Source organism: Longimicrobiaceae bacterium, assembly GCA_036375715.1.
Taxonomy (GTDB): domain Bacteria; phylum Gemmatimonadota; class Gemmatimonadetes; order Longimicrobiales; family Longimicrobiaceae; genus DASVBS01.
On sequence record DASVBS010000045.1, the window covers coordinates 1 to 25,558 of the forward strand.

Below are 25,558 nucleotides of genomic sequence, written 5' to 3' on the forward strand. Positions count from 1 at the left end.
CCGCGCGGATGGTACTGCCCGGGAGACCGGGTGGGAGAGTACGTCGCCGCCGGCCCCAAGCACCCCAGGAGGACGCCGCCCACACCGCCGCGTGTGGCCGGCGTCCTCTTTTTCTTGCCCCCTCCACCCCGCACCCGCACCCGCACCCGCACCGCCCAGCGCGATCACGAGCCGCGGACGGTGGCGGGTTTGCTTGCGCCGGCCGATCGGGTGCGTCTACATTCGACGTATGGGAGAGGAGGCGATGGGCGGCGCCGTAGAGGCGGATACGCGTGCGGGGTACGTCGCGCTGGTCGGGCAGCCGAACGCGGGCAAGTCGACGCTGCTCAACGCCTTTACGGGTGAGAAATTGAGCATCGTGACGCCGCGGGCGCAGACCACGCGCGAGCGGGTCATGGGGATCTACACGGCGCCGGGGTCGCAGATCGTCTTCGTCGACACGCCCGGACTGCTCGAGCCGCGCTACCTTCTCCAGCGGAGCATGCTGGAATCGGCGCTCGCAGCGCTGGCGGATGCGGATCTGGTGCTCTTGCTGCTGGACGCGACCCGCGCGGCCGAGGCCCGGCCGACGGGGGAGCCGCTGGACGCGTTGCGGCGGCGAGTGAAGGATCTGTTCGTTGCGGTGAACAAAGTGGATGCCGCCCCGGCGGAGGCCGTGGAGGAACTGTCTCGGTGGGCGGCCGAGACGTTCGGCAAGACGGCCTTCGCGATCTCGGCGGCGGAAGGCCGGGGCGTGGAAGCGTTGAGGGCGGCGTTGACCTCGGCGCTGCCGCGATCCCCGTTTCTGTATCCGGAAGACGAGATCGCGGTCCAACCGGTGCGCTTCTTCGTCTCCGAGATGATCCGGGAGACGATCTTCGAGGAGTACCGGGAGGAGGTGCCGTACAGCACGGCGGTGCGGATCGAGGAGTTCCGGGAAGCGACGGTGCCGGTGTTCATCCGGGCGGTCGTGTTCGTGGAGCGAGAGAGTCAGAAGGCGATCCTGGTGGGGAAGCGCGGCGCCGGGATCAAGCGCCTTGGGCAGCGCTCGCGGGAGAAGATCGAAGCATTCCTCGGCGAGCGGATCTACCTGGACCTTCGGGTCAAGGCGATCCCGGGGTGGCGCAAGAAGCGTTCGGCGTTGAAGCACCTCGGCTACCCGCTTCCGCAGGAGGGGGCCTAGTGGGAGCGCGGGCGGGGTGAAACGAGGAGGCATCATGCTGGATTCGGAGCTGCTGGAAATCCTGGTGTGCCCGAAGTGCAAGGGAGAGCTCGAGTATCGACCGGAGGAGAACGAGCTCGTGTGCCATGCGTGCCGGCTTCGCTACGAGGTCCGGGACGACATCCCGATTATGCTTCTGGATGAGGCGAAGCCTCTGTAAGGTGCGGCTGCGACCGGGGTCCCGCCCCCACAGGCGGTGGAGTCGGCGCGGTTCGCTGGCGGCGATCGCCGCCGCCGGCAGCGCATGCCTCGCCGTGGCGCCACTGCATGCTCGGCAAACGCCGGCCAGCGAGCGCACGCCGGCCTCCGAGTGCTGCCTCGTGCTGATCCTGCCGGTCGGGGCGCGTTCGATCGCGCTCGGCCGGGCGCTGACGGCGATGGCGACGCCCGATGCGGTGTTCTCGAACCCCGCCGGCCTGGCCGGGGTCGATGGCGGGTACCTCATGGTGCACCACACGGACGTCGCGGCGCAGGGGAACGCGTTCTCCCTGGTCTTCGCGCCGGAGGGCGTGGGCACGCTCGGCCTCTCGTACGAGCTCGTGGATTTCGGCGAGATCGAGCAGACGGACGACCGGGGCCAGACCATCGGCGCCGTCACGCTGCGCCACCACGTCCTCGTCGCCTCGTACGGCGCGCACCTCGCGGGCGGACTGGGCGCGGGGATCAGCTACAAGTTCTACCAGTTCCGGATCGGCTGCCGCGGCACCTGCGGCGGCGAGGAGGTGACCGCGACGACGCACGCGGTCGACGTGGGCGTGCGCTGGCACTCGCAGCGGTTCCCGGCGCTCCAGCTCGGGGCCGCGGTTTCGAACATCGGCTTCCCGCTCCAGGTCATCAACGCGCAGCAGGCCGACCCGCTCCCGGTCCGCATCCGGGTCGGCGGCGCGTACGAGGTGCTCCACCACCTGCGCCGGGACAGCGGCCTCGAACTCTGGTGGGCCGTCGACGTCGTGGACGAGTGGCACGAGCCCGGATCGCCGGACGTGTCGACGGGCCTCGAGCTCTCGATCGGCGACGCGGTCTTCCTCCGCTCCGGCTATGTGCCCGGCGAAGGGATCGGCACCGGCGCGGCCATCGGGGTCGGCATCGATTACGACCGCTTTACCGTGTCGATCGCCCGCAGCTTCGCGTCGAGCCCCCTCGAAGCCGTGGAGGAGCCGATGCAGTTCTCGTTCGGCCTCCGCTTCTGAGGCGCGGCGCCATGCTGCCGCGGGCGGCGCTCGCTTGGATGCTCCTCGCCCTCTTCGGCGATTCGGCCGATGCGCAGCGGGTACCGGAGGCTCCGGCCGTGCCACCGCCGGCGGCCGCGATGGAGCCGGTCGCCGGTGCGCCGGCCGCGCCGAGCGCTCCCCGCATGATGCTGCTCTCCGCCGTGGCCCCCGGGGCGGGCCAGTATGGGCTCGGCCAGAAGCGCTGGATCGCGTACGCCGCCGCCGAGGTGGTGGGCTGGCTGTGGTACGTCGACCGCCGCGGGGAGGGCCGCGATTTCGAGGCGCGGTACCGTGACCTTGCCTGGGACGTCGCCCGGCGCGTCGGCACGGGGGAGCGGCGGGACGGCGATTTCGAGTACTACGAGGCGCTCGCGAAGTACGAACGGAGCGGGGCATTCGACGCCGACCCGGTGAGGGAGGGCATCCAGCCGGAGTCGGACGTCGAGACGTACAACGGCTCCGTGTGGGCGCTCGCCCGGGCGATGTACCTTCCCGTCGGATCGGGCGCGCCGCCGGAAGATTCGCCGGAATACGAGCGGGCCGTCGCCTATTACCGGGCCCACGCGGCCAGTCCGGAGTTCGCCTGGTCCTGGGTCGGGAACGGCGGCGCGAGGCAGCGTTACCGGGAGCTGATGCGCTCGAGTGATGAGGCGTTTCGCGCCGCGACGCGAACCCTCGGCCTGATCCTTGCGAATCACGCCGTCAGTGCGGTGGATGCGCTGGTTTCCGCGCGTCTCCGCGGTCATCGGGATGCCGCCCCCCTCATCCAGTTCGAAAGCGCCCTGCGCGTCCGGGGAAGCGAGACATCGTGGAGCGCGATGGTTCGCATCCCCTGGCCGAGGAGGTGATCGTGCCGATCAAAGCCGACCTCATCATCGAGTACCTGCGCGAGACCGCGGGGCGCCCGCTGAAGGCGAAGGAACTGGCTCGAGGTCTGAAGGTACCCGAAGTCGATTACCCGGAGTTCAAGGCGCAGCTCCAGCGGCTGGAGGACGAGGGGCTGCTGTACCGGGTGAAGAAGCAGCGTTACGCTGCGCCGGAGAAGATCAACCTGGTCGTGGGGCGGCTGCAGACGATCCGCAGCGGCGCGGGGTTCGTGGTGCCGGAGGATGGAGCGGAAGACCTGTTCATCCCGTGGCAGGCGATGGGCTCCGCCGTGCACGGGGACCGGGTGATTGCGCGGGTCGAGAAGCGGCGCCGCGGCCAGCGGCGGGAGGGCCGGATCATCAAGGTCCTCGAGCGCGCGCGGGGGACGATCGTCGGCATCTATCACCCGGCGCGCAACTTCGGCTTCGTGGTGCCGGAGGATCGGAAGCTGACGCGGGACGTCTTCATCCCGCCGGGTCAGGAGTCGGGCGCGAACGACGGGGACGTCGTGCTGGTCCGCATCTCGAGCTGGGGGGACGAGCACCTGGGTCCCGCCGGAGAAGTCGAGACGGTCCTCGGCCATCGGGCCGAAGCGGGGGTGGATGTCCTGGCCGTGGTGTACGGGCACGGGCTGCCGATCGATTTCCCGGCGGAGGTGACGGAGGAGGCGGAGCGCCTGCGCGAGCGGGGGATCCGCCCCGAAGATCTCGAGGGGCGCCGGGATCTCCGCGACGAAGTGGTCTTCACGATCGATCCCGCGGACGCGCGCGACCACGACGACGCACTGTCGATCCGACCGGTCGGCGACGGGCGTTGGCGGGTCGGCGTGCACATCGCCGACGTGAGCCATTACGTCCGCGAGGGGACGGCGCTGGATGCCGAGGCGATGCAGCGGGGGACGAGCGTCTACCTCGTCGACCGGGTCATCCCGATGCTGCCGGAGGCGCTGTCGTCGGACCTGTGCTCGCTCGTCCCCGACCGCGACCGCCTCGCGCTGACGCTGTTCCTCACCGTCGACGAGGAGGGGCGCGTCCACGAGCACGAGCTGGTGCGGAGCGTGATCCGGAGCCGGCACCGGCTCTCGTACGACGATGCGCAGTCGGTCATCGACGGCGAGCGGTCGGTGGACCGCGAGACCGACGAGGCCATCCGGACGCTCGTTCGGATCAGCCGGGCGCTGCGGAGCGCCCGTGAGCGGCGCGGCAGCCTGGACTTCGACCTGCCGGAGGCGCGGGTCGTGCTGAACACGCGGGGTGAGCCGACGGACATCCAGCGCGTGCTCCGGCTGGAGAGCCATCGCCTGATCGAGGACTTCATGCTGCTGGCCAACGAGACGATCGCACGGCACGCCGTGCGGTCGCGGCTGCCGTTCCTCTTTCGCATCCACGAGCGGCCGGACGCCGATCGGCTGGAGCAGCTCCGGGACTTCGTCGCCACGTTCGGGTACCGGGTCGGCCGGCGCGCCGAGCCGAGGCCGAAGGACCTCCAGCAGCTCCTGGTCCGGGTCCAGGGGCGGCCGGAAGAGAACCTCATCTCCACCGTCGTGCTCCGGTCCATGAAGCAGGCGCGATACAGCCACGACAATGCGGGGCACTTCGGGCTCGCGGCCGAGCACTACACGCACTTCACCTCGCCGATCCGGCGGTACCCGGACCTCGTCGTCCACCGACTGGCGAGCCGGGCGATCATCGATGGGGAGCGGCTGCCGGAATCGCTGCGGGAGGAGGCGCTTCCGACGATCGCGCGGTTGTCGAGTGAGCGAGAGCGCGTGGCCGTCGAGGCCGAACGCGACAGCGTCGACCTGAAGAAGGTCGAGTTCATGGAGCGACACCTGGGCGACGAGTTCTCGGGCACGATCAGCGGCGTGACGTCGTTCGGCCTGTTCGTGCTGCTGGACGACTATTTCGTCGAGGGGCTCGTGCACGTCAGCTCGCTGGAGGACGACTACTACGTCTTCCTCGAGGAGCAGTTCGCCCTGGTCGGCGAGCACACGCGCCGACGCTTTCAGCTCGGCGGCGCGATCCGAATCCGCATCGCGGCCGTGGATCGGGAGGAACGCAAGATCGATTTCGTGCTGGCGGAGTCGCCCTGATCTGGCGATCCGGCGTTGTCGGGCGTGGGTTTGACAGTCCCCGGGCCCGGCGCTAGCTTCGACCTGACCTTCCAAGGACCTGATCTCACCGGCGGTTATGCGCCTGCATCGAACGATCGTGTTTCACTCGCCGCGAGGGGCGCAGCCGCCGGCCGCGGTGCAGGCCGTCGCGCGCGAGCGCGGTCTCCACGTCGTCGCCCATCGCGACGGCGCGGGGATGCTTTCGCTCGTGAACCAGAGCTTCCCGGTGCTCATCGTCCTGGACGGGAGTGACGGCGCCGGGAGCATCGCCCTGTGCGAGACGCTCAAGAGCGACCCGTTCACCGCGATCATCCCGGTGGCGTTCATGCTCGCGCAAGAGGACCGCGAGTACGCACTGCGCGCGCTCGAGAGCGGCGCGGATGAGGTGCTGCGCCCCGCCATGGAGGACCGCGAGCAGCTGCTGCGCCTCCGGCGGGCGCTGGACCGGGCCGACCGCGACGTGAGCGTGCATCCGAGCACGCGTCTGCCCGGCACCGTCCAGATCGAACGCGACATGGCCGACCGGCTCCGCAGCGGCGAGCTCTTCGCGGTCTGCTATGCGGACCTCGACCATTTCAAAGAATTCAACGACCGTTACGGGTACAACGAAGGCGACCGGGTCATCCTGCTCCTCTCGCGGATCCTGCGCGATGTGGTGAAAGGCCACGCGCCGTGCGGGTTCATCGGGCACATCGGCGGCGACGACTTCATCTTCAACGTCCCGCTCGAACACATGAGGCCGTGCTGCGAGGACATTCTCGAGATCTTCGATGAACTGATCCCGTACCAGTACACGGAGGACGACCGCCGGATGGGCTACTTCCTCGGCAAGGACCGCCGGGGCAACCTCCTGCGCGTCCCCATCATGACGCTCTCCATCGGCGTGGTGACGAACCAGCATCGGCACTTCACGCATACCGCGCGGATCAGCGAACTCGCGACGGAGATGAAGTCGTACGCGAAGACGCTGACCGGCTCGGTCTACGCCGTGGACCGTCGGCGCGACGCCGTTCCCGTCGTCCATGCCGGTTTCCAGGAAACGAAGGGCGAAGCGCCCTCGGAGCAGTCTTGAGTATGAACGTACGTTGCACCCACTGTGGCACCGCTTATCGCATCGATCCGTCGCGGATCCCGGCCGGCGGCGCGATGGCTCGCTGCGCCCGCTGTCAGCAGGCGTTCCGGATCGATCCCGCTCAGGCGGGCGGCGCGGGCGCGCCGCATGCGGCACACGGGCACGCAGCCGCGCCCTCGGCGGCGGCATCGCCGGGCGGCGCGGGCCTGGTCGCGCCGAAGCCGACGGGGCCGGCGACGCCGACGCCCCCGGCCGGGCCGGCGGGCCGGCCTCCCGCCGAGCCGAAGCCGCGGGTGACGGTCGCGTCGTCGACGGGGGGCGCGCCGGCGGCCCGCCCCGCCCCGATCTTCGGGCCGCAGGACCCGGAGGTCCGCGCCCGGCGCCTCGCCCGTGCACTCGTCTCGGACATTATCGCCTACCACCAGGACCGCTGGGAGCGGAGCGTGGCCGCGGGCACGCTCCGCGAGGATTTTCGCGAGGAGATCCTGAAGAGCTGGGAGGAGTACGTGCTCCAGGTGGGTTCCGAGCGGGCGCACGGCACGCCGTACTTCCGCGACGCGCTCAACGAGATTCTCGCGAAAGGACGGCAGGTCTTCTGACGCGCTCGGTTGATCCGAGTCCGGGAATCGGCTATATTTTCAGGGTGTCCACGTTTGATTCGGGGGCCGTCCATCCGGACGGCCTCTCGCGTTAAGAGAGGGGGAATCCGAATGAACGACACGAGGGAACGGCTGGACGGGTACCGCGAGCGGATCGCGTCGCTCGGAGGTTATCTTTGACGTAGAGGCCAAGCGGAGCCGCATCCAGGAGTTGGAGCAGCGGATGGCGGAGCCGGGCTTCTGGGACGATGGCGCCGCCACGCGCGAGGTCATCGCGGAGGTCAAGGAGCTGAAGGGCTGGGTCGAGCCGTGGGACCGCGCGGCCGCGAAGCTCGGGACGCTGGCCGAGCTCGGCGAGCTGCTGGCCATCGAGGCGGACCCGGACATGGAGGCCGAGTGGAGCGCCGAGGTCGACGCGCTCGGCCGTGAGGTCGAGCGGCTGGAGCTGCGCAACATGCTGCGCGGCGCCGACGACGCGCGCGACGCGCTGGTGACGATCCATCCGGGCGCCGGCGGTACGGAGTCGCAGGATTGGGCGGAGATGCTCATGCGCATGTACTCGCGCTGGGCGGAGGACCACGACTACGAGGTCGCGCTGCTGGATCTCCAGCCGGGCGAGGAGGCCGGGATCAAGAGCGCGACGCTGGAGGTCCGCGGCCGGTACGCGTACGGCTTCCTGAAGGCGGAGAAGGGCGTGCACCGACTGGTGCGGATCTCGCCGTTCGACGCGCAGGCGCGACGGCACACGTCGTTCGCGAGCGTGTTCGTCTACCCGGTCGTGGACGACGAGATCGAGGTCGAGATCAACGACAAGGACCTGCGGATCGACACCTTCCGCGCCGGAGGCAAGGGCGGTCAGCACGTCAACAAGACGGATTCGGCGGTGCGGATCACGCACCTGCCGACGGGGATCGTCGTCTCGTGCCAGAACGAGCGGAGCCAGACGCAGAACAAGGCGACGGCCATGAAGATGCTCAAGGCGGCGCTTTACCAGCACGAGCAGGAGAAGCGCCAGGCGGAACGCGACAAGGTCGAGGCGGAGAAGACCGAGATCGGCTGGGGGAACCAGATCCGGTCCTACGTGTTCCAGCCGTACACGATGGTGACGGACCACCGGACGGAGCTGAAGATCCCGGACGTGCAGGGGGTCATGAACGGGGACCTCGACCCGTTCATCGAGGCGTATCTGAAGGAGCACGGGGCGCGAGTCGCCTGAGCCGATTGGAAACGGAGCGGAGCGGAGGAGACCGCATGGGCGGAGCGGGAGCGGGGTCGGAGGCCCGGGAGCGGAGGAGTCAGGTCGTCGAGGCGCGCCACGAGAAGCTGGACGAGCTCCGGCGGCGCGGGATCGAGCCGTTCGCGTACGGCTACACAGTCACGCATTCGGCGGCCGACGCCCGCGCCGCATTCGAGGCGGCCGAGGGCGCGGGCAACCTCTCGGATGCCGGCGACGGGCCGGAGGTCCGACTCGCCGGCCGGCTGACGTCGCTGCGCGGGCACGGGAAAAGCACGTTCGCGGACCTGGCCGACCGCAGCGGCCGCATCCAGCTGTACTTCCGCAAGGACGAGCTCGGCGAGACGGCGTACGAGCTGCTCGACCTCCTGGACCCGAGCGACTGGATCGGGCTCGAGGGCGTGCTGTTCCGGACCCGGATGGGCGAGGTCACGGTGCGGGTGCGGTCGTTCGAGTTGCTGTCCAAGTCGCTGCGGCCGCTGCCGTTCGGCAAGGAGGAGGTGGACCCGGAGACCGGGGAGCGCCGCGTCTACAGCGGCTTCGCCGACGTGGAACAGCGGTATCGGCAGCGGTACGCGGACCTGGCGGTGCACCCGGCCGTGCGGGAGGTGTTCCTGACGCGAACCCGGCTGGTGAGCGCGATCCGACGCTTCCTGGACGCGCGCGGGTACGTGGAGGTCGAGACGCCGGTGCTCCAGCCGCTCTACGGCGGCGCCTCGGCGCGGCCGTTCACGACCCACCACCACGCCCTCGACATGCCGCTCTACCTCCGCATCGCGGACGAGCTGTACCTCAAGCGGCTGATCGTCGGCGGGCTGGAGCGGGTGTACGAGATCGGCAAGGACTTCCGGAACGAGGGGATCGACCGGACGCACAACCCCGAGTTCACGATGCTGGAGTTCTACCAGGCGTTCGCGGACTACGAGGATATGATGGCGCTGGTCGAAGAGCTGCTCGGCGCGGTCGTGCGCGAAGTGACCGGCGGCTCGACGGCGCTCGAGTACCAGGGCGTGCGCATCGACTTCGCGCCGCCGTTCCGGCGGCTCCCGTACTTCGAGGCGCTGCGCCAGTACGGCGACCTGGACGCGCGGGCCATGGATGACGCCGCGCTGCGCGACGCCGTCCGCTCGTTCGCCGTCGAGGACGTCGACACGATGGGCCGGCCGAAGCTGATCGACGAGCTGTTCAAGGCGCTCGTGGAACCGCACCTCGACCAGCCGGTATTCATCACCGACTATCCGCGCGAGATCTCGCCGCTCGCGAAGCCGAAGCGGGGGGATCCGGAGCTGGTCGAGCGATTCGAGCTGATCGTGGCCGGACGGGAGATCGCGAACGCGTTCAGCGAGCTGAACGATCCGATCGACCAGAGGGAGCGCTTCATGGCGCAGGTTCGGCTCCGCGAACAGGGCGATGAAGAGGCCCAGAGCTACGACGAGGACTACATCCGCGCGCTCGAGTACGGCATGCCGCCCACGGGCGGGGTGGGGATCGGCATCGACCGGCTGGTGATGCTCCTCACCGACCAGGCGTCGATCCGCGACGTCATCCTGTTCCCGACCCTGCGGCCGGAGTGAGACGGCGACGTGAAGAGGCTGGATTGGTTCATCGCGAGGCGGTACCTGTCCTCGCGCCGGAAGGGGCGGTTCCTCTCGCTGATCACGGTGATCGCGGTCGGCGGGATCTGCCTCGGCGTGACCGCGCTGATCACCGTGATCGCGGTCATGACCGGGCTGCAGCGTGACCTGCAGGGCAAGATCCTCGGGAACAACCCCCACATCTTCGTGTTCGAGCCGGGCCAGTCGTTCCGGCTCGAGCACTACGAGGGGCTGCTCAGGTCCGTGCGCGAGGTGCCCGGCGTGGTCGCCGCGGCGCCGCTGGTCATGACGCAGGTCGGGCTGGTGAAGGAAAACGGCGAGTACGCCCAGGCCGGGCAACTCTGGGGGATCGACCCCGACGCCGAGGGCCCGCCGCTCACGGTGGTGCAGGAGCGGATCCGGTCGGGCGAGTACTCGCTCGGCCCGACGCAGACGGGGCTCCCCGGGATCCTGGTCGGGCGGCGGCTGGCGGACAAGATGAGCCTGATGCCGGGCGACATCGTCACGATCATCTCGGGCGAGAACATCAAGACCGGTCCCCTCGGGGAACTCCGGCCGGCCACCGAGCAGTTCGAGGTGACGGGCCGCTTCGAGACCGGGATGTACGACTACGACAGCCAGTTCATCTACGCACCCATCGCCGCCGTCCAGGACCTGCTCGACCTGCCGGCGAACACCGTGAGCGGCCTGGCCGTGAACGTCGTCGATCCGTGGCGCGCCGACGCCGTCGCCGTCGCGGTCGAGGACGCCCTGGGCTTCCCCTACTTCACGCAGTCCTGGATCGAACTGAACGCCACGCTCTTCTCCGCCTTGAAGCTGGAGAAGCTGGCGCTGTTCGTCATCCTGTCGCTGATCATCCTGGTTGCCGCGTTCAACATCGTCAGCACGCTGGTCATGGTGGTGAAGGACAAGACGAAGGAGATCGGGATCCTGAAGTCGATGGGACTGACCGACGCCCGGGTGCTGCGGGTCTTCCTGCTCCAGGGTCTGGCGATCGGGCTGGTCGGCACGGCACTCGGCACCGTCGGCGGTCTCACGCTTGTATGGCTGCTCGATCGCTATAAATTCATCACTCTCCCGGGCGACGTCTATTTCGTCGACACGCTGCCCGTCGCACTGGACCCCGTCGACCTGCTGCTGATCGTGTGCGTCAGCATCCTGATCGCGCTGCTGGCGACGGTCCACCCGGCGCGCCAGGCATCCCGGCTCCAACCCGTGGAGGCGATCCGACATGAGTGAAGCGCGCGTGGTCCGGATCGACCCCATGGCGGACGCCGCGGCCGCGGAACCGGTCCTCGAAGGCCGGGCGCTGAGCCGGGTCTACATCGGCGGCGACCAGCGCGAACTCGTCATCCTGGACGGTGTAGAGATCCGTGTGGCCCCCGGCGAGGTGGTCGCGATCGTCGGCGCGAGCGGCGCGGGGAAGTCCACGCTGCTCCACCTGCTGGGTGGGCTGGACCGCCCGACGGCCGGCGAAGTGGTCGTGGCCGGCCAGTCGCTGGCGGGGCTGTCCGACCGCGATCTCGCGGACGTCCGGAACCGGCGCATCGGCTTCGTCTTCCAGTTCCACCACCTGCTCCAGGAGTTCACGGCGCTGGAGAACGTGATGATGCCGATGCTGATCGCGGGCCGGCCGGAGGGCGAGGCGGAAGAGCGGGCGCGTTTGCTCCTCGATGAGATGGGGCTGGGCGCCCGGGTCAGGCACACGCCGCGCGAGTTGAGCGGCGGCGAGCAGCAGCGCGTCGCCGTGGCGCGCGCCCTGGCGAACGAGCCGACGGTCGTCATTGCGGACGAGCCGAGCGGGAACCTCGACGCGCACACGAGCGAGCGCCTGCACGACCTGTTCTTCCGGGTTCGGGAGGAGTACGGCGTGGCGCTGGTCCTGGCGACGCACAACCGCGAGCTGGCCGACCGCGCGGACCGCGTGCTCCTCCTCAAGGAAGGGCAACTCCAGAGCTTCCACACGGTGTAGGGAACCATGCTCTGCGACCACTGCGGCGAGAACGAGGCGGTCATTCACCTCACGCAGATCGTCGACAACCAGATGAGCACGTTCCATCTGTGTGAGGCGTGCGCGGAGGAGAAGGGCCTGGAACCGGGGGTCAACGCCGGGAACTTCCCGCTGACCGACTTCCTCGCCCAGATCGGGAAGGGGATCGGCGCCGAGGGCGGCGCCGCCGTGGGCGCGTGTGCGTACTGCGGGCTCAAGTTGGAGGATTTCAAGAAGACCGGTCGGCTGGGCTGCCCGCACTGCTACGTCACGTTCGAGGTCCACCTGCGGAGCCTGCTCCGGCGGCTCCACGGCGGCACGCAGCACGTGGGGAAGGTGTACCTGCCGCCCGACCCGACGCAGGCGCAGCGGCAGCAGCGGCTCAGCGGCCTGCGTCGCAAGCTGGACAAGGCGGTCGCGAGCGAGGACTTCGAGCGGGCTGCGGAGCTGCGCGACCAGATCCGCGCGCTGGAGGCGGCGACGTAATGCTGGACCTGACCACGACCCCGGATTTCGGCCTCGGCTGGTTGGAGGCGAGCGGGCCGCACGCGGACGTCGTGCTGTCCACGCGGGTCCGACTGGCACGAAATCTCCAGGGGCACGCCTTCGGCCCGCGTCTCCGAGATGGCGAGCCCGATCAGGTCTACAGCCAGGTCCGAGACGCGGTGGCCCGAACGGCCTCGCTTCGGGGCGGCGTGAGCCTCGAGCTGGATGCGCTGCCGGTGCTGTCGCGTCGGGTGCTGCTGGAGCGGCACCTGATCTCGCGAGAGATCGCCGGGGAGAACGGCGCCGGCCCGCCTCGCGGCGCCGCGCTGTTCATGGGACCCGAGGAGCGCGTCGGGATGATGGTGAACGAAGAGGACCACCTTCGCCTTCAGGCGCTGCTTTCCGGGCTCCGGCTCGAGGAGGCGTTCCGGCTCGTGGACCGGCTCGATGAGGAACTCGGTGCGCACCTGGCCTTCGCGTACCACCACGAATTCGGCTACCTGACCAGCTGCCCGACCAACGTCGGCACCGGGCTGCGCGCTTCGATCTTCGTGCATCTGCCCGGTCTGGTGCTGACGAAGGAGATCGGCCGCGTGCTCCAGGGGATCGGCCAGGTCGGGCTCACCTTCCGCGGGCTGTACGGCGAGGGTTCCGAGGTCGTCGGGAACTTCTTCCAGATCTCCAACCAGACCACGCTGGGGAAGAGCGAGGAGGACCTGATCGACCACCTCCAGAAGATCGTGCGCCAGGTCATCCAGTACGAGATGCAAGCGCGCTCCGTGCTCATGCGGGATGCGCCGGCGGTGATCGAGGACAAGATCTGGCGCGCATACGGCTTGCTTCGCTACGCGAGGTCGCTCACCTTCGAGGAGGTCATGAACCTGCTGAGCGGCGTGAGACTGGGTGTGAGCATGAAACTACTCCCGGGACTCAGTGTATACACGCTCAATAAAATCATGATTTACGCACAGGCCGCGCACCTCCAACAGGCGGCGGGGCGATCCCTCTCCGAAGCGGAAAGCGATTTGCATCGTGCAGCGTATGTCCGCCGCATCCTCGCCGTCGAGGGCGAAGTGCCCACGAGCGACGCGGATCCGGCCGCGGAAGGGGCCTGAATGGGAAACCGACGTCTCCGGCTAAGAGGGCTTCCATGAATTACAACTTCACGGACCGGGTCCGAAAGGTGCTCGCGATGGCACGCGAGGAGGCGATCCGACTCCAGCACGACTACGTGGGCACGGAGCATATCCTGCTCGGGCTCATCCGGGAAGGAGAGGGCGTGGCGGCCGCTGTCCTGATGAACCTGAACGTGGATCTGGAACAGATCCACGATCGGGTCGAGGAGTCGGTCCGGAAGGGGAAGGCGACGATCGCGCTGGGCGAGCTGCCGTACACGTCGCGCGCGAAGAAGGTGCTCGAGTACGCCATGGCCGAGGCGCGGGAGCTGAACCACTCGTACGTGGGGACGGAGCACCTGCTGCTCGGGTTGCTGCGCGAGGAGAAGGGGATCGCGGCGCAGGTCCTGAACTCGCTGGGCGTGTCGCTCGAGGAGGCGCGGGCCCAGACGCTGAAGCTGCTGGGCAGCGACGTGAACCCGACGCAGCCGTCGGGCCCGGGTGGGAGCGGCGGCCCGACGCCGAAGGGCGAGAAGAAGAGCAAGACGCCGGCGCTCGACCACTTCTGCCGCGACCTGACGGAGCTGGCGCGCGGTGGCGAGCTCGACCCGACGATCGGCCGCGCCAAGGAGATCGAGCGGGTCATGGAGGTGCTGAGTCGCCGGAAGAAGAACAACCCGGTCCTGATCGGCGAGCCGGGTGTGGGCAAGACGGCGATCGTGGAGGGGCTGGCCCAGCTCATCGCCAAGGGCGACTGCCCGGACAGCCTGCGGGACCATCGCGTGCTGGCGCTGGACATGGCGGCGGTGATCGCGGGGACGAAGTACCGCGGCCAGTTCGAGGAGCGGCTGAAGGCGATCATGAACGAGATCGCCCAGAACAAGAACATCATCCTGTTCATCGACGAGCTGCACACGCTGGTCGGCGCGGGCGCGGCGGAGGGCGCGATCGACGCGTCCAACATGCTGAAGCCGGCGCTGGCCCGGGGCGAGCTCCAGTGCGTGGGCGCGTCGACGCTGAACGAGTACCGCAAGTACATCGAGAAGGACGGTGCGCTCGAGCGGCGCTTCCAGGCGGTGATCGTGGACCCGCCGTCGGTCGATGAGACGATCGAGATCCTGAAGGGGCTGCGGAAGCACTACGAGGACCACCACAAGGTGGTGATCCCGGACGAGACGCTGGTTGCGGCGGCGCGGCTCTCGGAGCGTTACATTACCGACCGGTTCCTGCCGGACAAGGCGATCGACGTGATCGACGAGGCCGGCGCGCGCGCCCGCCTCGCGACGCAGGTGCCGCCGCCGGAGGTGGCGGAGCTGAAGGAGCAGCTCGAGGCGCTGGGCGCGAAGAAGGACGAGGCGATCCGCGACCAGGACTTCGAGCGCGCGGCGGAGCTCCGCGACCGGGAGCGCGAGCTCCAGGGCGAGATCCGCCGCAAGCAGGAGGAGTGGGAGCAGGAGCGGCGCAACCACCGCCCGACGATCACGGAGCAGGACGTCGCGTTCATCGTGAGCCGCTGGACCGGGATCCCGGTGACCCGCCTCAAGGAGGCGGAGACGGAGCGGCTGGTCCACATGGAGGACGAGCTGCACAAGCGGGTCGTCGGCCAGGAGGAGGCGATCAAGGCGATCAGCCGCGCGATCCGGCGCAGCCGGGCCGGGTTGAAGGACCCGCGCCGTCCGATCGGCAGCTTCATCTTCAGCGGCCCGACGGGTGTCGGGAAGACGGAGTTGGCGCGGGCGCTCGCGGAGTTCCTGTTCGCCGACAAGGAAGCGCTGGTCCGCGTGGACATGAGCGAGTACATGGAGAAGTTCTCCGTCTCGCGGCTGATCGGCGCGCCTCCGGGGTACGTCGGCTACGAGGACTCGGGCACGCTGACCAAGGCGATCCGGCGCAAGCCGTACTCCGTCGTGCTGCTGGACGAGATCGAGAAGGCGCACCCCGACGTCTTCAACATCCTGCTCCAGGTGCTCGACGAGGGCCATCTGACGGACAACTACGGCCGGGTGATCGACTTCAAGAACACGGTCGTGATCATGACCTCGAACCTGGGCGCCCGGGACATCGGCAAGGGCGCGGGGCTCGGTTTCCACCCGCCTTCGACGGAGTCGCAGCTGGAGGCGATCGAGGCTAAGGTCAACGACGAGATCAACCGGGCGTTCAATCCCGAGTTCATCAACCGGCTGGACGACGTGATCGTCTTCCACCCGCTGACCCGGGAGCATATCGCCCAGATCGTTCGCAACCTGCTCGACGAGGTGCAGCGCCGCCTGGACGAGGAGCGGCTGACCCTGAAGCTGACCGACGAGGCGATCAACTTCATTATCGAGCACGGCTACAACGAGAAGTTCGGAGCACGTCCGATCCGGCGTGCCATCCAGAGGTACCTGGAGGATCCGCTCTCCGAGAAGATCTTGCTGGCGGAGTTCTCTCCGGGGGACGAGATCGAGGTCGGTGTCGCCGAAGGTGGGGAGGCACTCTCGTTCAGGGTACCGTCCTCTTCGAAGACATGATTCGAGTATCGGGCCGAAGACTCGTCGCATACCTGGCCGCGGCGATGGCGCTCTTCACGGGTGCCATCGCCGCCGCGGCTCAGGAGCCCGTTGCGCCGCCCGCCGCCCCCGCGGAGGTTGTCGTCGACAGCATCATCATACGCGGCAACGAGCGAGTGGACGCGGCGACCATCCGGGTGACCTCCTCACTGCAGTCGGGACAGCGGCTCACCGCCACCTTGCTGCAGAACGCCATTCGCCGCCTGATGGCGACCCACAACTTCTCCGACGTGCGGGTCTTCTCGCAGGGAGATCCGAATCAGGGGGCGGTTGACATCATCATCGAGGTCGAGGAGAGACCGCTCGTCGCGAGCGTGGATTTCCAAGGCCTCGAGCGGGTCAGCGGCGGCCGGATTCGCGACACCCTGGACCTGGGCAGGGAGCAGCCGCTGAATCCGAACATAGTGGTGAAGACCGAGCAGATGATCCGCGACATGCTCGCGGCGGAAGGCGTGCAGCTCCTCTCGGTCGACACCACCCTCACCCCCGTCTCCAACCGTCCCGGCGTCTTCACCCTCACCTTCAACGTGCGAGAAGGGGAGCGGCTCAGCATCGCCGACATCGAGTTCATCGGCAACGAGCGATTCTCCGACAGTCAGCTGGAGAAGGCGCTCCGTACCAAGGAGGAGGGCTTCTTCTGGTTCCGGACGGGCAAGTTCGACCGTGCCCGCTGGGAGGAGGATCTGCAGATGAACCTCCCGACCTTCTACGGGCGGCATGGGTTCATCGATTTCGCGGTCGTCTCCGATACGCTGGTGGTGGACCCGGAGAGCGGTAAAGCGCGGCTGACCGTCGAGGTTCGTGAGGGACCGCAATACCGGCTCGGCGAATTCGCGGTCCGGGGTGCTTCCCATTTCCCCTCCGAGCAGCTAGAGCGCGTCTTTACCTCGCAGCGGCGATCGGTGCTGGGCCTGCCGTTCGGCGGCACCGACACGCGTGAAGCAGGAGAGGTCTTCGACCAGGCGGCGCTCGATGCGGCGGTAAACGAGATCCGCCAGATGTACAATAACCAGGGCTACCTTTACGCCCAGGTCGTTCCCCAGGTGGAGCGAGTGGAAACGGAGGACGGCCCGCCACAGGTGAACGTCACGCTGGCGATCAACGAGGACCGGCCGTTCTACGTCAACCAGGTCAATATCGAGGGGAACACCTATACCCACGAGTCGGTGATCCGGGACCGCCTCCTGATCTTCCCCGGCGACATCTACAGCGAGGCGCGGCTGCTGGATAGCTACCGCTCCATCGCCGCACTCGGCTTCTTCGAGACCCCGCTGCCGACCCCGAGCATCACGCCTGACGAGGCCTCGGGGACGGTGAATATCACCTTCAAGGTGACGGAGAAGCAGACCGGATCGATCAACTTCGGTACCGCCATCGGTGGCGGTGGGTACGGGCGGGCCGGAGGTCTCTCCGGCTTCCTTGGATACAGCCAGCCGAACCTCTTCGGCCAGGCCAAGCAGGCGGATATCCGGGGCGAATACGGGTGGGGGCGCACCTCATTCACCGCCTCGTACACGGACCCGGCGGTGATGGGGTCCAGGAACTCAGCGAGCATCTCGCTCTTCCACACCGATGACCGCTTCCGCGGCATCAGCTTCTCGGACGGCCGGTACATGCGGACCGGTGGGAGCTTCCGCTGGGGCTTCCCCATCTTCGGCATGCGCTGGACCCGCGCTTTCCTGGGCTACTCGCTTTCGCGCTATAGCTATGAAGCCCGCGAGGGTGAGTCCTGCGAAACGGCGAGCGGGATCGGCAACATCTTCTGTCAGCCGGCGGCCACGGCGAGCACGCTCTCGCTGGCGGTGACCCGGGACACGAAGAACCACCCGATCTTCCCGACTGCGGGAACACGGCAGAACCTCACGCTGGAGCAGACCGGAGGCCCGCTGGGCGGCGACGGCAATTTCCAGAAGCTCACCTCCGACGCGGAATGGTGGGTGCCCGTGGGCTCGATCGGCGGCGATTCGGAGACGGGGAGTGGTGGGGCGATGACGACGATCGGCCTGAAGGCACGGACCGGCGCGGTTTTCGGCAACGCCGACGCCTTCCCCTTCAGCCGATTCTTCCTCGGCGGCACGCAGTGGGGTGAGCCGCTGCGCGGCTACGAGGAATCGACGGTGACGCCGTTCGGCATCTTCGAGCGGGACGTTGGCGGGATCTCGAGTGCTCAGCGCCTCGGTGATGTGTTCCTGACGGTTTCGGGCGAGTACGCGATTCGGTTCAATGACAACCTCTCGGCTTCCATCTTTGCCGAGGGAGGGAACATCTGGAACGATCCGCGGCTCATCAACCCGACGCGTCTGTACCGAAGCATGGGAATCGGGGCCACGGTGGTAACCCCGTTCGGTCCGCTGGGAGTCGACATGGCGTATGGCTTCGACCGACCCGACCCGGGTTGGAAATTCCACTTCAAGATCAACCCGGCCGGATTCTAACCCAACGGAGCGAACAGGATGATGCGTTTGTTTGGTGCGGCTTCGCTGACGGTGCTTGGCCTCTCGCTGTTTGCGGCGGGGGATGCGGCGGCTCAGGCACAGAAGTTCGCATTCGTGAACACGAACCAGATCGTCGCCCAAGCACCGGAGGCCTCGCGGGCCCGGCAGAGCCTGGAAAGCGAGCTGCAGGGCTATCGCCAGGAGCTGGAGCGGCTGGAGGCGGAGCTGGATTCGCTGCAGACCAACTACGAGCGGCAGCAGTCCAGCCTCTCCGCCGACGCCCGGCAGCAGCGGCAGCAGGAGCTGCAGCAGAAGTTCGTGGCCTACCAGCAGCGCGCCGCCGAGCTCCAGCAGACCGTCCAGCGCCGCGAGCAGGAGTTGCTCGGCCCGGTCATGCAAAAGATCGCGGGCGTGATCGAAGAGGTCCGCAAGGAGGGCGGCTACACGATGATCTTCGACGCCTCCGCGGGCAGCGTGATCGTTGCCGCCGACCCCTCGCTCAACGTGACCGAACAGGTTCTGGCCAAGCTGAGGGAGGGATCGGGAACCAGCAGCTCGGGATCGGGGACGGGTAATTGAGTAAGGTCGGGAAAGGGAAGTGTGAAAGAATGGTCCCGCGCCTCCGGGGATGGGGGCGCGGGAGTTTTTTGGAAGGGATTTCGGGAAGAAGCGTAGTCTCCTTCTTCGTTCCCTACTGCCTAGCCTGAGGGAGTTGGGAGGTAGGAGTTAGGAGGTGGGTGAGGAATTGGTGGGAAGGGGAAGGGGAGCAGCCAGAAGCCAGGAGCCAGAATGAGCGTGGGCGGTTCCTGTGTGGGCGGCGAGATGATATCTTCGCCGACGCTCCTAGCCGTCCTGTAGCCGTAACGAAGTCAATACTCTGGAGTTGAAGCCGGCGGGAGGGGAACTTCTAGCTTCTAGCTCCTAGCTCCTTCTGCTGGCTCCTGGCTCGCCGACGGCGCGAATCCGAAGAATACTCCTGATCCTGAAACTTCCGAGCATCTGTCCATGCCCCTCACCCTTTCCGCCGTCGCCGAGCGCGTCGGTGGTGTACTGAACGGGGATCCGGACCACACGATCATCGGCGTCGCGCCTGTCGATCTGGCCGGTCCGGAGCACCTTTCATTTGTTGCCAACCCCCGGTACCTCCCGTATGTTCAGGGCACCCGGGCGGGGGCCCTGTTGGTGCCGGGATCGCTGGTGGATCGCGTGCCGGAGGGGCTGGCGACCATCACGGTGAAGGACCCGCACGTGGCGCTGTACCGCGTGCTTCCCATCCTTCATCCGCCGGAGCCCGTGGAGCCGGGCGTGCACGCCACGGCGGTGGTGGAGGAGGACGTCGAGTTGGGCGAAAACGTGCACATCGGCCCCTTCGCGGTGGTGGAGCGAGGAGCGCGGTTGGGAGACCGGGTGCGGGTCGGGGCGCACGCGGTGGTGGGACGAGGCGCCCGCGTTGGCAACGACTCCATCATCCATTCGCAGGCCACGCTCTACCCGGGAGTCGTGCTCGGAGAGCGTTGCGTGATCCACAGCGGAGCGCGGATCGGCAAGGAGGGCTTTGGCTTCGTCTGGGTCGACGGGGGCCATCGCAAGCTCCCTCAGGTCGGCGGATGCGTGCTCGGCAACGACGTTGAGGTGGGGTGCAACACCACCATCGATCGGGGTTCTGTCGGCGACACAGTGGTGGGAGACGGCACCAAGATCGACAACCTCGTCCAGCTCGGGCACAACGATCGCATCGGTCGCCATGTGATCCTCGTGTCGCAGGTGGGGATCTCCGGTAGCACCACCGTGGGCGACGGGGCGGTCCTCGCCGGCCAGGTCGGGGTGGCAGGCCACCTGACCATCGGAGCCGGGGCCCGGGTGGGCGGGCAGGCGGGCGTGATCGGTGACGTACCGCCAGGGGCTACCTACTCCGGGTATCCCGCGCGTCCGCATCGGGAGGCCATGCGCTCCCAGGGGCTCATCGCGAAGCTCGGGGAGCTGTATCGTCGTGTCCAGGCCCTGGAGAAGCACCTGGGGCTGGGGAAATGAGCCGGTTAATTCGACAGAAGCGTTCGACGCGTCGTTGATAGGAATGAGCACACCGAGACAACGGACCGTATCCCGAGAAGGGGAGCTGCGGGGGACCGGCCTTCACACCGGTATCGAGGCTCGGCTGCGTGTGCGACCCGCCCCCGTGGACCGCGGGATCGTGTTCCGCCGCACCGACCTCGAAGGGGCGAGCGAGGTCGAGGCCTCGGTTGCCAACGTGGTTGATACCGATCGCGGCACCACCCTCGCCGTGGGGGAAGCCCGCGTCCACACGGTGGAGCACATCCTTTCGGCGGCGATCGGAGCGGGGATCGACAACCTGATCGTCGAGCTGGACGGGCCAGAACCTCCCGCCGTGGACGGCTCCGCGCAGCCCTTCCTGGAGCTCCTGCAGGGTTGCGGAATCGAGGAGCAGGACGCCCCGGTGCGCATCATCCAGATCTCCGACACCTTCTCCGTCCAGGAGGGTGATGCGGAGTATGTGGTCGCGCCTGCCTCGAGCTATCGCATCTCTACCACGATCGACTTCGACCACCCGCGGATCCGTCAGCAGTACTTTTCGATCGAGGTGGATCCCGAGCGGTACGCGGCGCAGGTCGCTCCCGCGCGGACGTTCGGTTTCGTCCGCGAGGTGGAGGCGCTGAAGAGTCGCGGCCTCGCGCTCGGCGGAAGCCCCGAGAACGCCATCGTCCTCACCGACGAAGGACTGCACGAGGGAACGGACCTGCGCTTCCCGGACGAGTTCGTGCGCCATAAAACGCTCGACCTCATCGGCGACCTGGCCCTGCTGGGGGCGCGGTTGGAGGGTCACGTGATCGCGCACCGGCCGAGCCACCGCGGCAACGTGGAGCTCGTCCGCGAGATCCAGGCACGGGCGGAGCGCAAGGCGCTCGCGCGCCCGATCCTGAACATCCAGCAGATCCTACAGTATCTCCCGCATCGTTACCCCTTCCTTCTCGTCGATCGCGTGATCGAATATGAGGAGGGGAAGCGGATCGTGGGGCTGAAGAACGTCACCATCAACGAGCCGTTCTTCGTCGGGCATTTCCCGGGACACCCGATCATGCCGGGGGTGCTGATCATCGAGGCGATGGCCCAGGTGGGTGGCCTGCTGGTGATGGACATGATCGAGAACCCCGAAGACAAGATTGTCTACTTCATGTCGCTCGATAACGTGAAGTGGCGCCGCCCGGTGACTCCGGGCGACCAGATCCGCTTCGAGGTCGAGGTCGTCCAGATCCGTGGGCACACCGCCAAGATGAGGGGTGTGGGGATCGTGGATCGGCAGGTGGTCGCGGAGGCGGACATGATGGCGCGCGTGGTGGATCGCTGAAGAATGAGCGCGCACGCACCACATTCCGCTTCCGGGGGGATTCACCCCACCGCAATCGTCGACGAGAGCGCACAGATCGGCGAAGGCGTCACGATCGGCCCCTACAGCATCGTGGGACCGGGGGTCTCCATCGGCCCGCGCACGCGTATCGGTCCGCACGTGCTGATCGAGCGCGACGTGACCGTCGGAGCCGATTGCGTGTTCCACAAAGGCGCGGTGATCGGGACCGATCCTCAGGACCTCAAGTACGACGGGGAGCCGACGAAGCTGGTGATCGGCGACCGCACCGTGATCCGTGAGTACGCCACCCTGAATCGGGGTACCAGCGCGCTCGGTCGCACCACCGTGGGTAGCGATTGCCTGCTGATGGCGTACACGCACGTCGCCCACGATTGCCAGATCGGCGATCGGGTGATCCTGTCGAACTCTGTCAACATGGGTGGTCACGTGACCATCGAGGACTGGGCGATCGTGGGGGGTGGCACGCAGATCCACCAGTTCGTCCGCATCGGGTGCCATGCCTTCGTGGGGGGCGCCTCGGCAGTGAGAAAGGACGTGCCGCCCTTCGTGAAAGCCTCCGGGAGCCCGATGCAGCTCTACGGATTGAACACGGTGGGGCTGCAGCGCCGCGGCTTCTCAGAAGAGGTGCGCCGGGAGCTCAAGCGGGCGTACCGCCTCTTCTTCGCTTCGTCGTACAACACCACGCAGGCGCTCGCGCGGGCCCGCGACGAGCTTCGCTCCCTTCCGGAGATCGAGACCTTCCTGGCCTTCTTCGAGGAGAGCGGGCGAGGGGTGTCGGTATGACCACCGCGGCGCTGCCGGTCGGAGTGGTGGGGGTCGGCAGCCTCGGCTTTCACCACGCTCGGATTCTGCGCGAGGTCCCCGGTGCGCGGATGGTGGGCATCTTCGACTCCAACCCGCAGCGCGCTGAAGAGGTGGCCCGTGAGCTCGGGGTGCGCTCCTTCCCGACAATCGAGGATCTGCTCGAGCAAGTCGAGGCCGCGATCGTGGCGGTGCCGACCGTGTCGCACCACGGTGTGGCCATGGAGGCGCTGCGTCGCGGCGTGCACCTGCTCATCGAGAAGCCGCTTGCCACCAACCTCGAGCAGGCGGACGAAATCGTGCACGCGGCGTCCGCCCGGGGATTGCTGATCGGCACCGGGCACGTAGAGCGGTTCAACTCGGCGGTGCGCGCGGCCGAGCGCTTCGTGCACTCCCCGCGCTTCGTCGAATCGCACCGGCTGGCGCCGTTCAATCCGCGCGGCACCGACGTCGCGGTGGTGCTGGACCTCATGATCCACGACATCGACCTCGTGCTGAGCCTGCTGCGCGCCCCGGTGGCCCAGGTCGACGCCGTGGGCGTGCCGGTGCTCACCCCGAACGTGGACATCGCCAACGCGCGGCTTCGCTTCGAGGGAGGCGCGGTCGCCAACATTACCGCCAGCCGGGTCTCGCGCGACCGGATGCGCAAGATCCGCCTTTTCCAGCCGTCCGGTTACCTCAGCCTGGACCTGGCGGCAGGCACTGGCGAATTTCTCCGCATTCGCGAGGGCGTCGTGCTGGGAAATTTCACGGGGGAGATGCCGCGACTCTCCGAGATCGTGGAGCGAGTGGAGCTGGGAGGCGACGGCAAGGAGCCGCTCCGAGCCGAGCTGGAATCGTTCGTGGCCGCGGTGAAGGGAGACGCCGAGCTGGTGGTGAGCGGTGAGGACGGGCGTCGTGCACTGGCGGTCGCGCTCGAGATCATGCAGCGGAGCGAAGAACATGTCTCTCATGCGAGTGCGTCGTGAGCGTCGAGCGGTAGGCTCCGGGCTGAAGCGAGGCATGCCCGTGTGGCGGCTGGTGGCTCTGCTCATCCTGGTGCTCGCGCTCATCTGGTGGCTGGGTGGCCTGTAGTGACGTTGACAGCGGATACCGACGGACGGGGGCGCTCGAGGGCGCCCCTGATCTTCATCTCGGCGGGCGAGCCTTCCGGCGACCTTCACGGTGCGGGGCTCGCCCGCGCGTTACGGGAGCGCATTCCCGGGGTGCGGCTGATCGGGCTCGGGGGAGCGCGCATGGTCGCGGAAGGCGTCGAGCTCCTGGCGACGGTTGAAGATCTCGCGGTGATGGGGTTTGCCGAAGTCGCGGCCCGGCTCCCGTTCTTCGTGAAGCTCAGGAGGCGGGTGTTCTCCGTGGTCGAGCGCGAGCGCGTCGACCTGGTCATCCCGATCGACTACCCGGGCTTCAACCTGCGCCTGGCGCGCTTCGCCCACGACCGGGGGGTGAAGGTGCTGTACTACATCGCTCCTCAGGTGTGGGCGTGGCACGCCTCGCGAGCCGCCGACCTCGCACGCGACACCGACGAAGTGGCGGTGATCCTGCCGTTCGAAGAGGAGTTTCTGCGAAAGGCCGGGGCCTCCGCCAAGTTCGTCGGCCATCCCCTTCTGGACCTACCGGCGCCGTCGCGCCCGCGTGAGGAGGTGCTGCGAGGATGGGGGCTGGATCCCCAACGCCCGGTGCTCGCTCTCTTTCCCGGCTCCAGGCCGCAGGAAGTCCGACGACACCTGGACCTCTTCAACGCTGCGGCGGCGGCCGTGCAGCGGGAGCGGCCGGAGGTGCAGCCGATCATCGGGGCCTCACCCGACCTGGATCGGGAGGTGTTCGCCGGGGCTCGCTGGCCGCTCGCGGATGATCCTCGAGCCCTCCTTCACCATACCACGGCCGCACTGGTGAAATCCGGTACCACCACGCTCGAGGCGGCGCTGGCCGAGACACCGTTCGTCGTCGCCTACCGTATGAACCCGCTCTCGTATCGCATCGCGCGTCGGCTGGTGAAGGTGCCCCACATCGCCCTCGCGAACCTGGTGGCCGAGGAACGGCTCGCCCCGGAGCTGGTGCAGGAAGCAGCGACCCCGGAGACCCTCCGCGACGCAGCGCTCCCGCTGCTCGACCTGCATTCATCCGAGCGTCAGCGGATGGTGGAAGGATTGCGGCGGGTGCGGGCGAGGCTCGGGGGAGAAGGAGCCGCCCGGCGCGTCGCCGAGGACGCCGCGGCGCTGCTGGGGAGATGACAAGGCTGACGCAGCGGGGTAAGGAGGCGCGCCCGCCGCGGAGCGTACGGATCGTGTCGCGGCTCGGTGGCACCCTGCTGACCACCCTGATGCGCACGACGCGCTTCGAGCGCTCCGGGGTGCAGTACTACGATGCCTGGATCGGCAGCGGCCGGCCGGCTATCTACGTGCTCTGGCACGGACGGTTGCTCCCCTGCGCCTATTATCACCGACATCACGGCCTGGCGACGTTGATCAGCCGCCACCGTGATGGCGACTATATCGCCGGAGTAGTGGAGAAGTGGGGATTCAGGGTGGTGCGCGGCTCGAGCTCGCGCGGGGGTGCCTCGGCGCTGCTGCAGATGGTGCGGCTGCTACGGGAGGGCGTAGGGCTCGCCGTCACCCCGGACGGCCCTCGAGGACCGCGCCAGAAGATGAAGACCGGTCCTCTCTTCGCCGCCCAGCGGGCGGGAGTGCCGCTGATCCCGGTGACGGCCGGAACGCGCCAGGCCTGGTGGTTCGAGGGTTGGGATCGCTTCCTCGTCCCCAGGCCATTTGCCCGGATTCACCTGGCTTATGGGGAGCCCCTCTTCGTGCCTCCGGAGGCAGGCGAGAGCGAGATCCAGCGGCTGGCGGCCCAGCTCGAGCAGAGCCTCAACGAGCTGACCGCCCGGGTCGACCGGGAGGGTTGAGGG

General features: G+C 68.0%; 23 protein-coding genes. All 23 read left to right on the forward strand.

The window, feature by feature from the left end; all coding sequences use genetic code 11:
* The first annotated feature begins 193 nt into the window (after window positions 1-193).
* Window positions 194-1,162 (forward strand): GTPase Era, encoded by a 969-nt coding sequence (gene era, locus VF167_08495; GenBank protein HEX6925456.1) that lies wholly within the window; start codon window positions 194-196, stop codon window positions 1,160-1,162.
* 34 nt (window positions 1,163-1,196) lie between these two features.
* Complete coding sequence (locus VF167_08500; GenBank protein HEX6925457.1) at window positions 1,197-1,361, forward strand: Trm112 family protein; 165 nt, start codon at window positions 1,197-1,199, stop codon at window positions 1,359-1,361.
* Window positions 1,362-1,455: 94 nt separating this feature from the next.
* The gene (locus tag VF167_08505) at window positions 1,456-2,391 is read left to right on the forward strand and encodes a PorV/PorQ family protein (GenBank protein ID HEX6925458.1); all 936 of its coding nucleotides are present in this window, start codon (window positions 1,456-1,458) and stop codon (window positions 2,389-2,391) included.
* 11 nt (window positions 2,392-2,402) lie between these two features.
* The gene (locus VF167_08510) at window positions 2,403-3,260 is read left to right on the forward strand and encodes a hypothetical protein (protein ID HEX6925459.1); all 858 of its coding nucleotides are present in this window, start codon (window positions 2,403-2,405) and stop codon (window positions 3,258-3,260) included.
* Window positions 3,221-5,371: a ribonuclease R gene (gene rnr, locus VF167_08515; protein ID HEX6925460.1), complete on the forward strand. Its 2,151-nt coding sequence runs from the start codon at window positions 3,221-3,223 to the stop codon at window positions 5,369-5,371. The genes VF167_08510 and rnr overlap by 40 nt, the downstream gene beginning before the upstream one ends.
* Window positions 5,372-5,489: 118 nt before the next feature.
* Entirely contained in the window at window positions 5,490-6,464 is a 975-nt protein-coding gene (locus VF167_08520) for a diguanylate cyclase (GenBank protein ID HEX6925461.1), read from the forward strand.
* A 2-nt stretch (window positions 6,465-6,466) separates the two neighbouring features.
* A complete protein-coding gene (locus VF167_08525; protein ID HEX6925462.1) occupies window positions 6,467-7,063 on the forward strand; it encodes a zinc-ribbon domain-containing protein in 597 nt (198 codons plus the stop codon).
* 172 nt (window positions 7,064-7,235) lie between these two features.
* Complete coding sequence (gene prfB, locus VF167_08530; protein ID HEX6925463.1) at window positions 7,236-8,279, forward strand: peptide chain release factor 2; 1,044 nt, start codon at window positions 7,236-7,238, stop codon at window positions 8,277-8,279.
* A gap of 35 nt (window positions 8,280-8,314) precedes the next feature.
* Window positions 8,315-9,871 carry a lysine--tRNA ligase gene (gene lysS, locus VF167_08535; protein ID HEX6925464.1) on the forward strand — a complete coding sequence of 519 codons (1,557 nt, stop codon included), beginning with the start codon at window positions 8,315-8,317 and terminating at the stop codon, window positions 9,869-9,871.
* A gap of 9 nt (window positions 9,872-9,880) precedes the next feature.
* Window positions 9,881-11,131 carry an ABC transporter permease gene (locus VF167_08540; protein HEX6925465.1) on the forward strand — a complete coding sequence of 417 codons (1,251 nt, stop codon included), beginning with the start codon at window positions 9,881-9,883 and terminating at the stop codon, window positions 11,129-11,131.
* Window positions 11,124-11,864: an ABC transporter ATP-binding protein gene (locus tag VF167_08545; GenBank protein ID HEX6925466.1), complete on the forward strand. Its 741-nt coding sequence runs from the start codon at window positions 11,124-11,126 to the stop codon at window positions 11,862-11,864. The genes VF167_08540 and VF167_08545 overlap by 8 nt, the downstream gene beginning before the upstream one ends.
* A gap of 6 nt (window positions 11,865-11,870) precedes the next feature.
* Window positions 11,871-12,368, forward strand: coding sequence for a UvrB/UvrC motif-containing protein (locus VF167_08550; GenBank protein ID HEX6925467.1), 498 nt, complete (start codon window positions 11,871-11,873; stop codon window positions 12,366-12,368).
* Window positions 12,368-13,483: a protein arginine kinase gene (locus VF167_08555; protein HEX6925468.1), complete on the forward strand. Its 1,116-nt coding sequence runs from the start codon at window positions 12,368-12,370 to the stop codon at window positions 13,481-13,483. Before VF167_08550 ends, VF167_08555 begins: the two co-directional genes overlap by 1 nt.
* Window positions 13,484-13,518: 35 nt before the next feature.
* A complete protein-coding gene (locus VF167_08560) occupies window positions 13,519-15,993 on the forward strand; it encodes an ATP-dependent Clp protease ATP-binding subunit (protein ID HEX6925469.1) in 2,475 nt (824 codons plus the stop codon).
* Window positions 15,990-18,467: an outer membrane protein assembly factor BamA gene (gene bamA, locus VF167_08565; GenBank protein HEX6925470.1), complete on the forward strand. Its 2,478-nt coding sequence runs from the start codon at window positions 15,990-15,992 to the stop codon at window positions 18,465-18,467. Before VF167_08560 ends, bamA begins: the two co-directional genes overlap by 4 nt.
* 18 nt (window positions 18,468-18,485) lie before the next feature.
* Complete coding sequence (locus VF167_08570) at window positions 18,486-19,046, forward strand: OmpH family outer membrane protein (GenBank protein HEX6925471.1); 561 nt, start codon at window positions 18,486-18,488, stop codon at window positions 19,044-19,046.
* A gap of 426 nt (window positions 19,047-19,472) precedes the next feature.
* A complete protein-coding gene (lpxD, locus tag VF167_08575; GenBank protein ID HEX6925472.1) occupies window positions 19,473-20,498 on the forward strand; it encodes a UDP-3-O-(3-hydroxymyristoyl)glucosamine N-acyltransferase in 1,026 nt (341 codons plus the stop codon).
* A 43-nt stretch (window positions 20,499-20,541) separates the two neighbouring features.
* On the forward strand, window positions 20,542-21,831 hold the full coding sequence (gene lpxC / locus VF167_08580) for a UDP-3-O-acyl-N-acetylglucosamine deacetylase (GenBank protein HEX6925473.1): 1,290 nt from the start codon (window positions 20,542-20,544) through the stop codon (window positions 21,829-21,831).
* A gap of 3 nt (window positions 21,832-21,834) precedes the next feature.
* Complete coding sequence (gene lpxA / locus VF167_08585; GenBank protein HEX6925474.1) at window positions 21,835-22,635, forward strand: acyl-ACP--UDP-N-acetylglucosamine O-acyltransferase; 801 nt, start codon at window positions 21,835-21,837, stop codon at window positions 22,633-22,635.
* On the forward strand, window positions 22,632-23,621 hold the full coding sequence (locus tag VF167_08590; protein HEX6925475.1) for a Gfo/Idh/MocA family oxidoreductase: 990 nt from the start codon (window positions 22,632-22,634) through the stop codon (window positions 23,619-23,621). Before lpxA ends, VF167_08590 begins: the two co-directional genes overlap by 4 nt.
* On the forward strand, window positions 23,596-23,727 hold the full coding sequence (locus VF167_08595) for a hypothetical protein (GenBank protein HEX6925476.1): 132 nt from the start codon (window positions 23,596-23,598) through the stop codon (window positions 23,725-23,727). The genes VF167_08590 and VF167_08595 overlap by 26 nt, the downstream gene beginning before the upstream one ends.
* Window positions 23,727-24,884 (forward strand): lipid-A-disaccharide synthase, encoded by a 1,158-nt coding sequence (gene lpxB, locus VF167_08600; protein ID HEX6925477.1) that lies wholly within the window; start codon window positions 23,727-23,729, stop codon window positions 24,882-24,884. Before VF167_08595 ends, lpxB begins: the two co-directional genes overlap by 1 nt.
* Window positions 24,881-25,555, forward strand: coding sequence for a lysophospholipid acyltransferase family protein (locus VF167_08605; GenBank protein ID HEX6925478.1), 675 nt, complete (start codon window positions 24,881-24,883; stop codon window positions 25,553-25,555). Before lpxB ends, VF167_08605 begins: the two co-directional genes overlap by 4 nt.
* Window positions 25,556-25,558 lie beyond the last annotated feature (3 nt).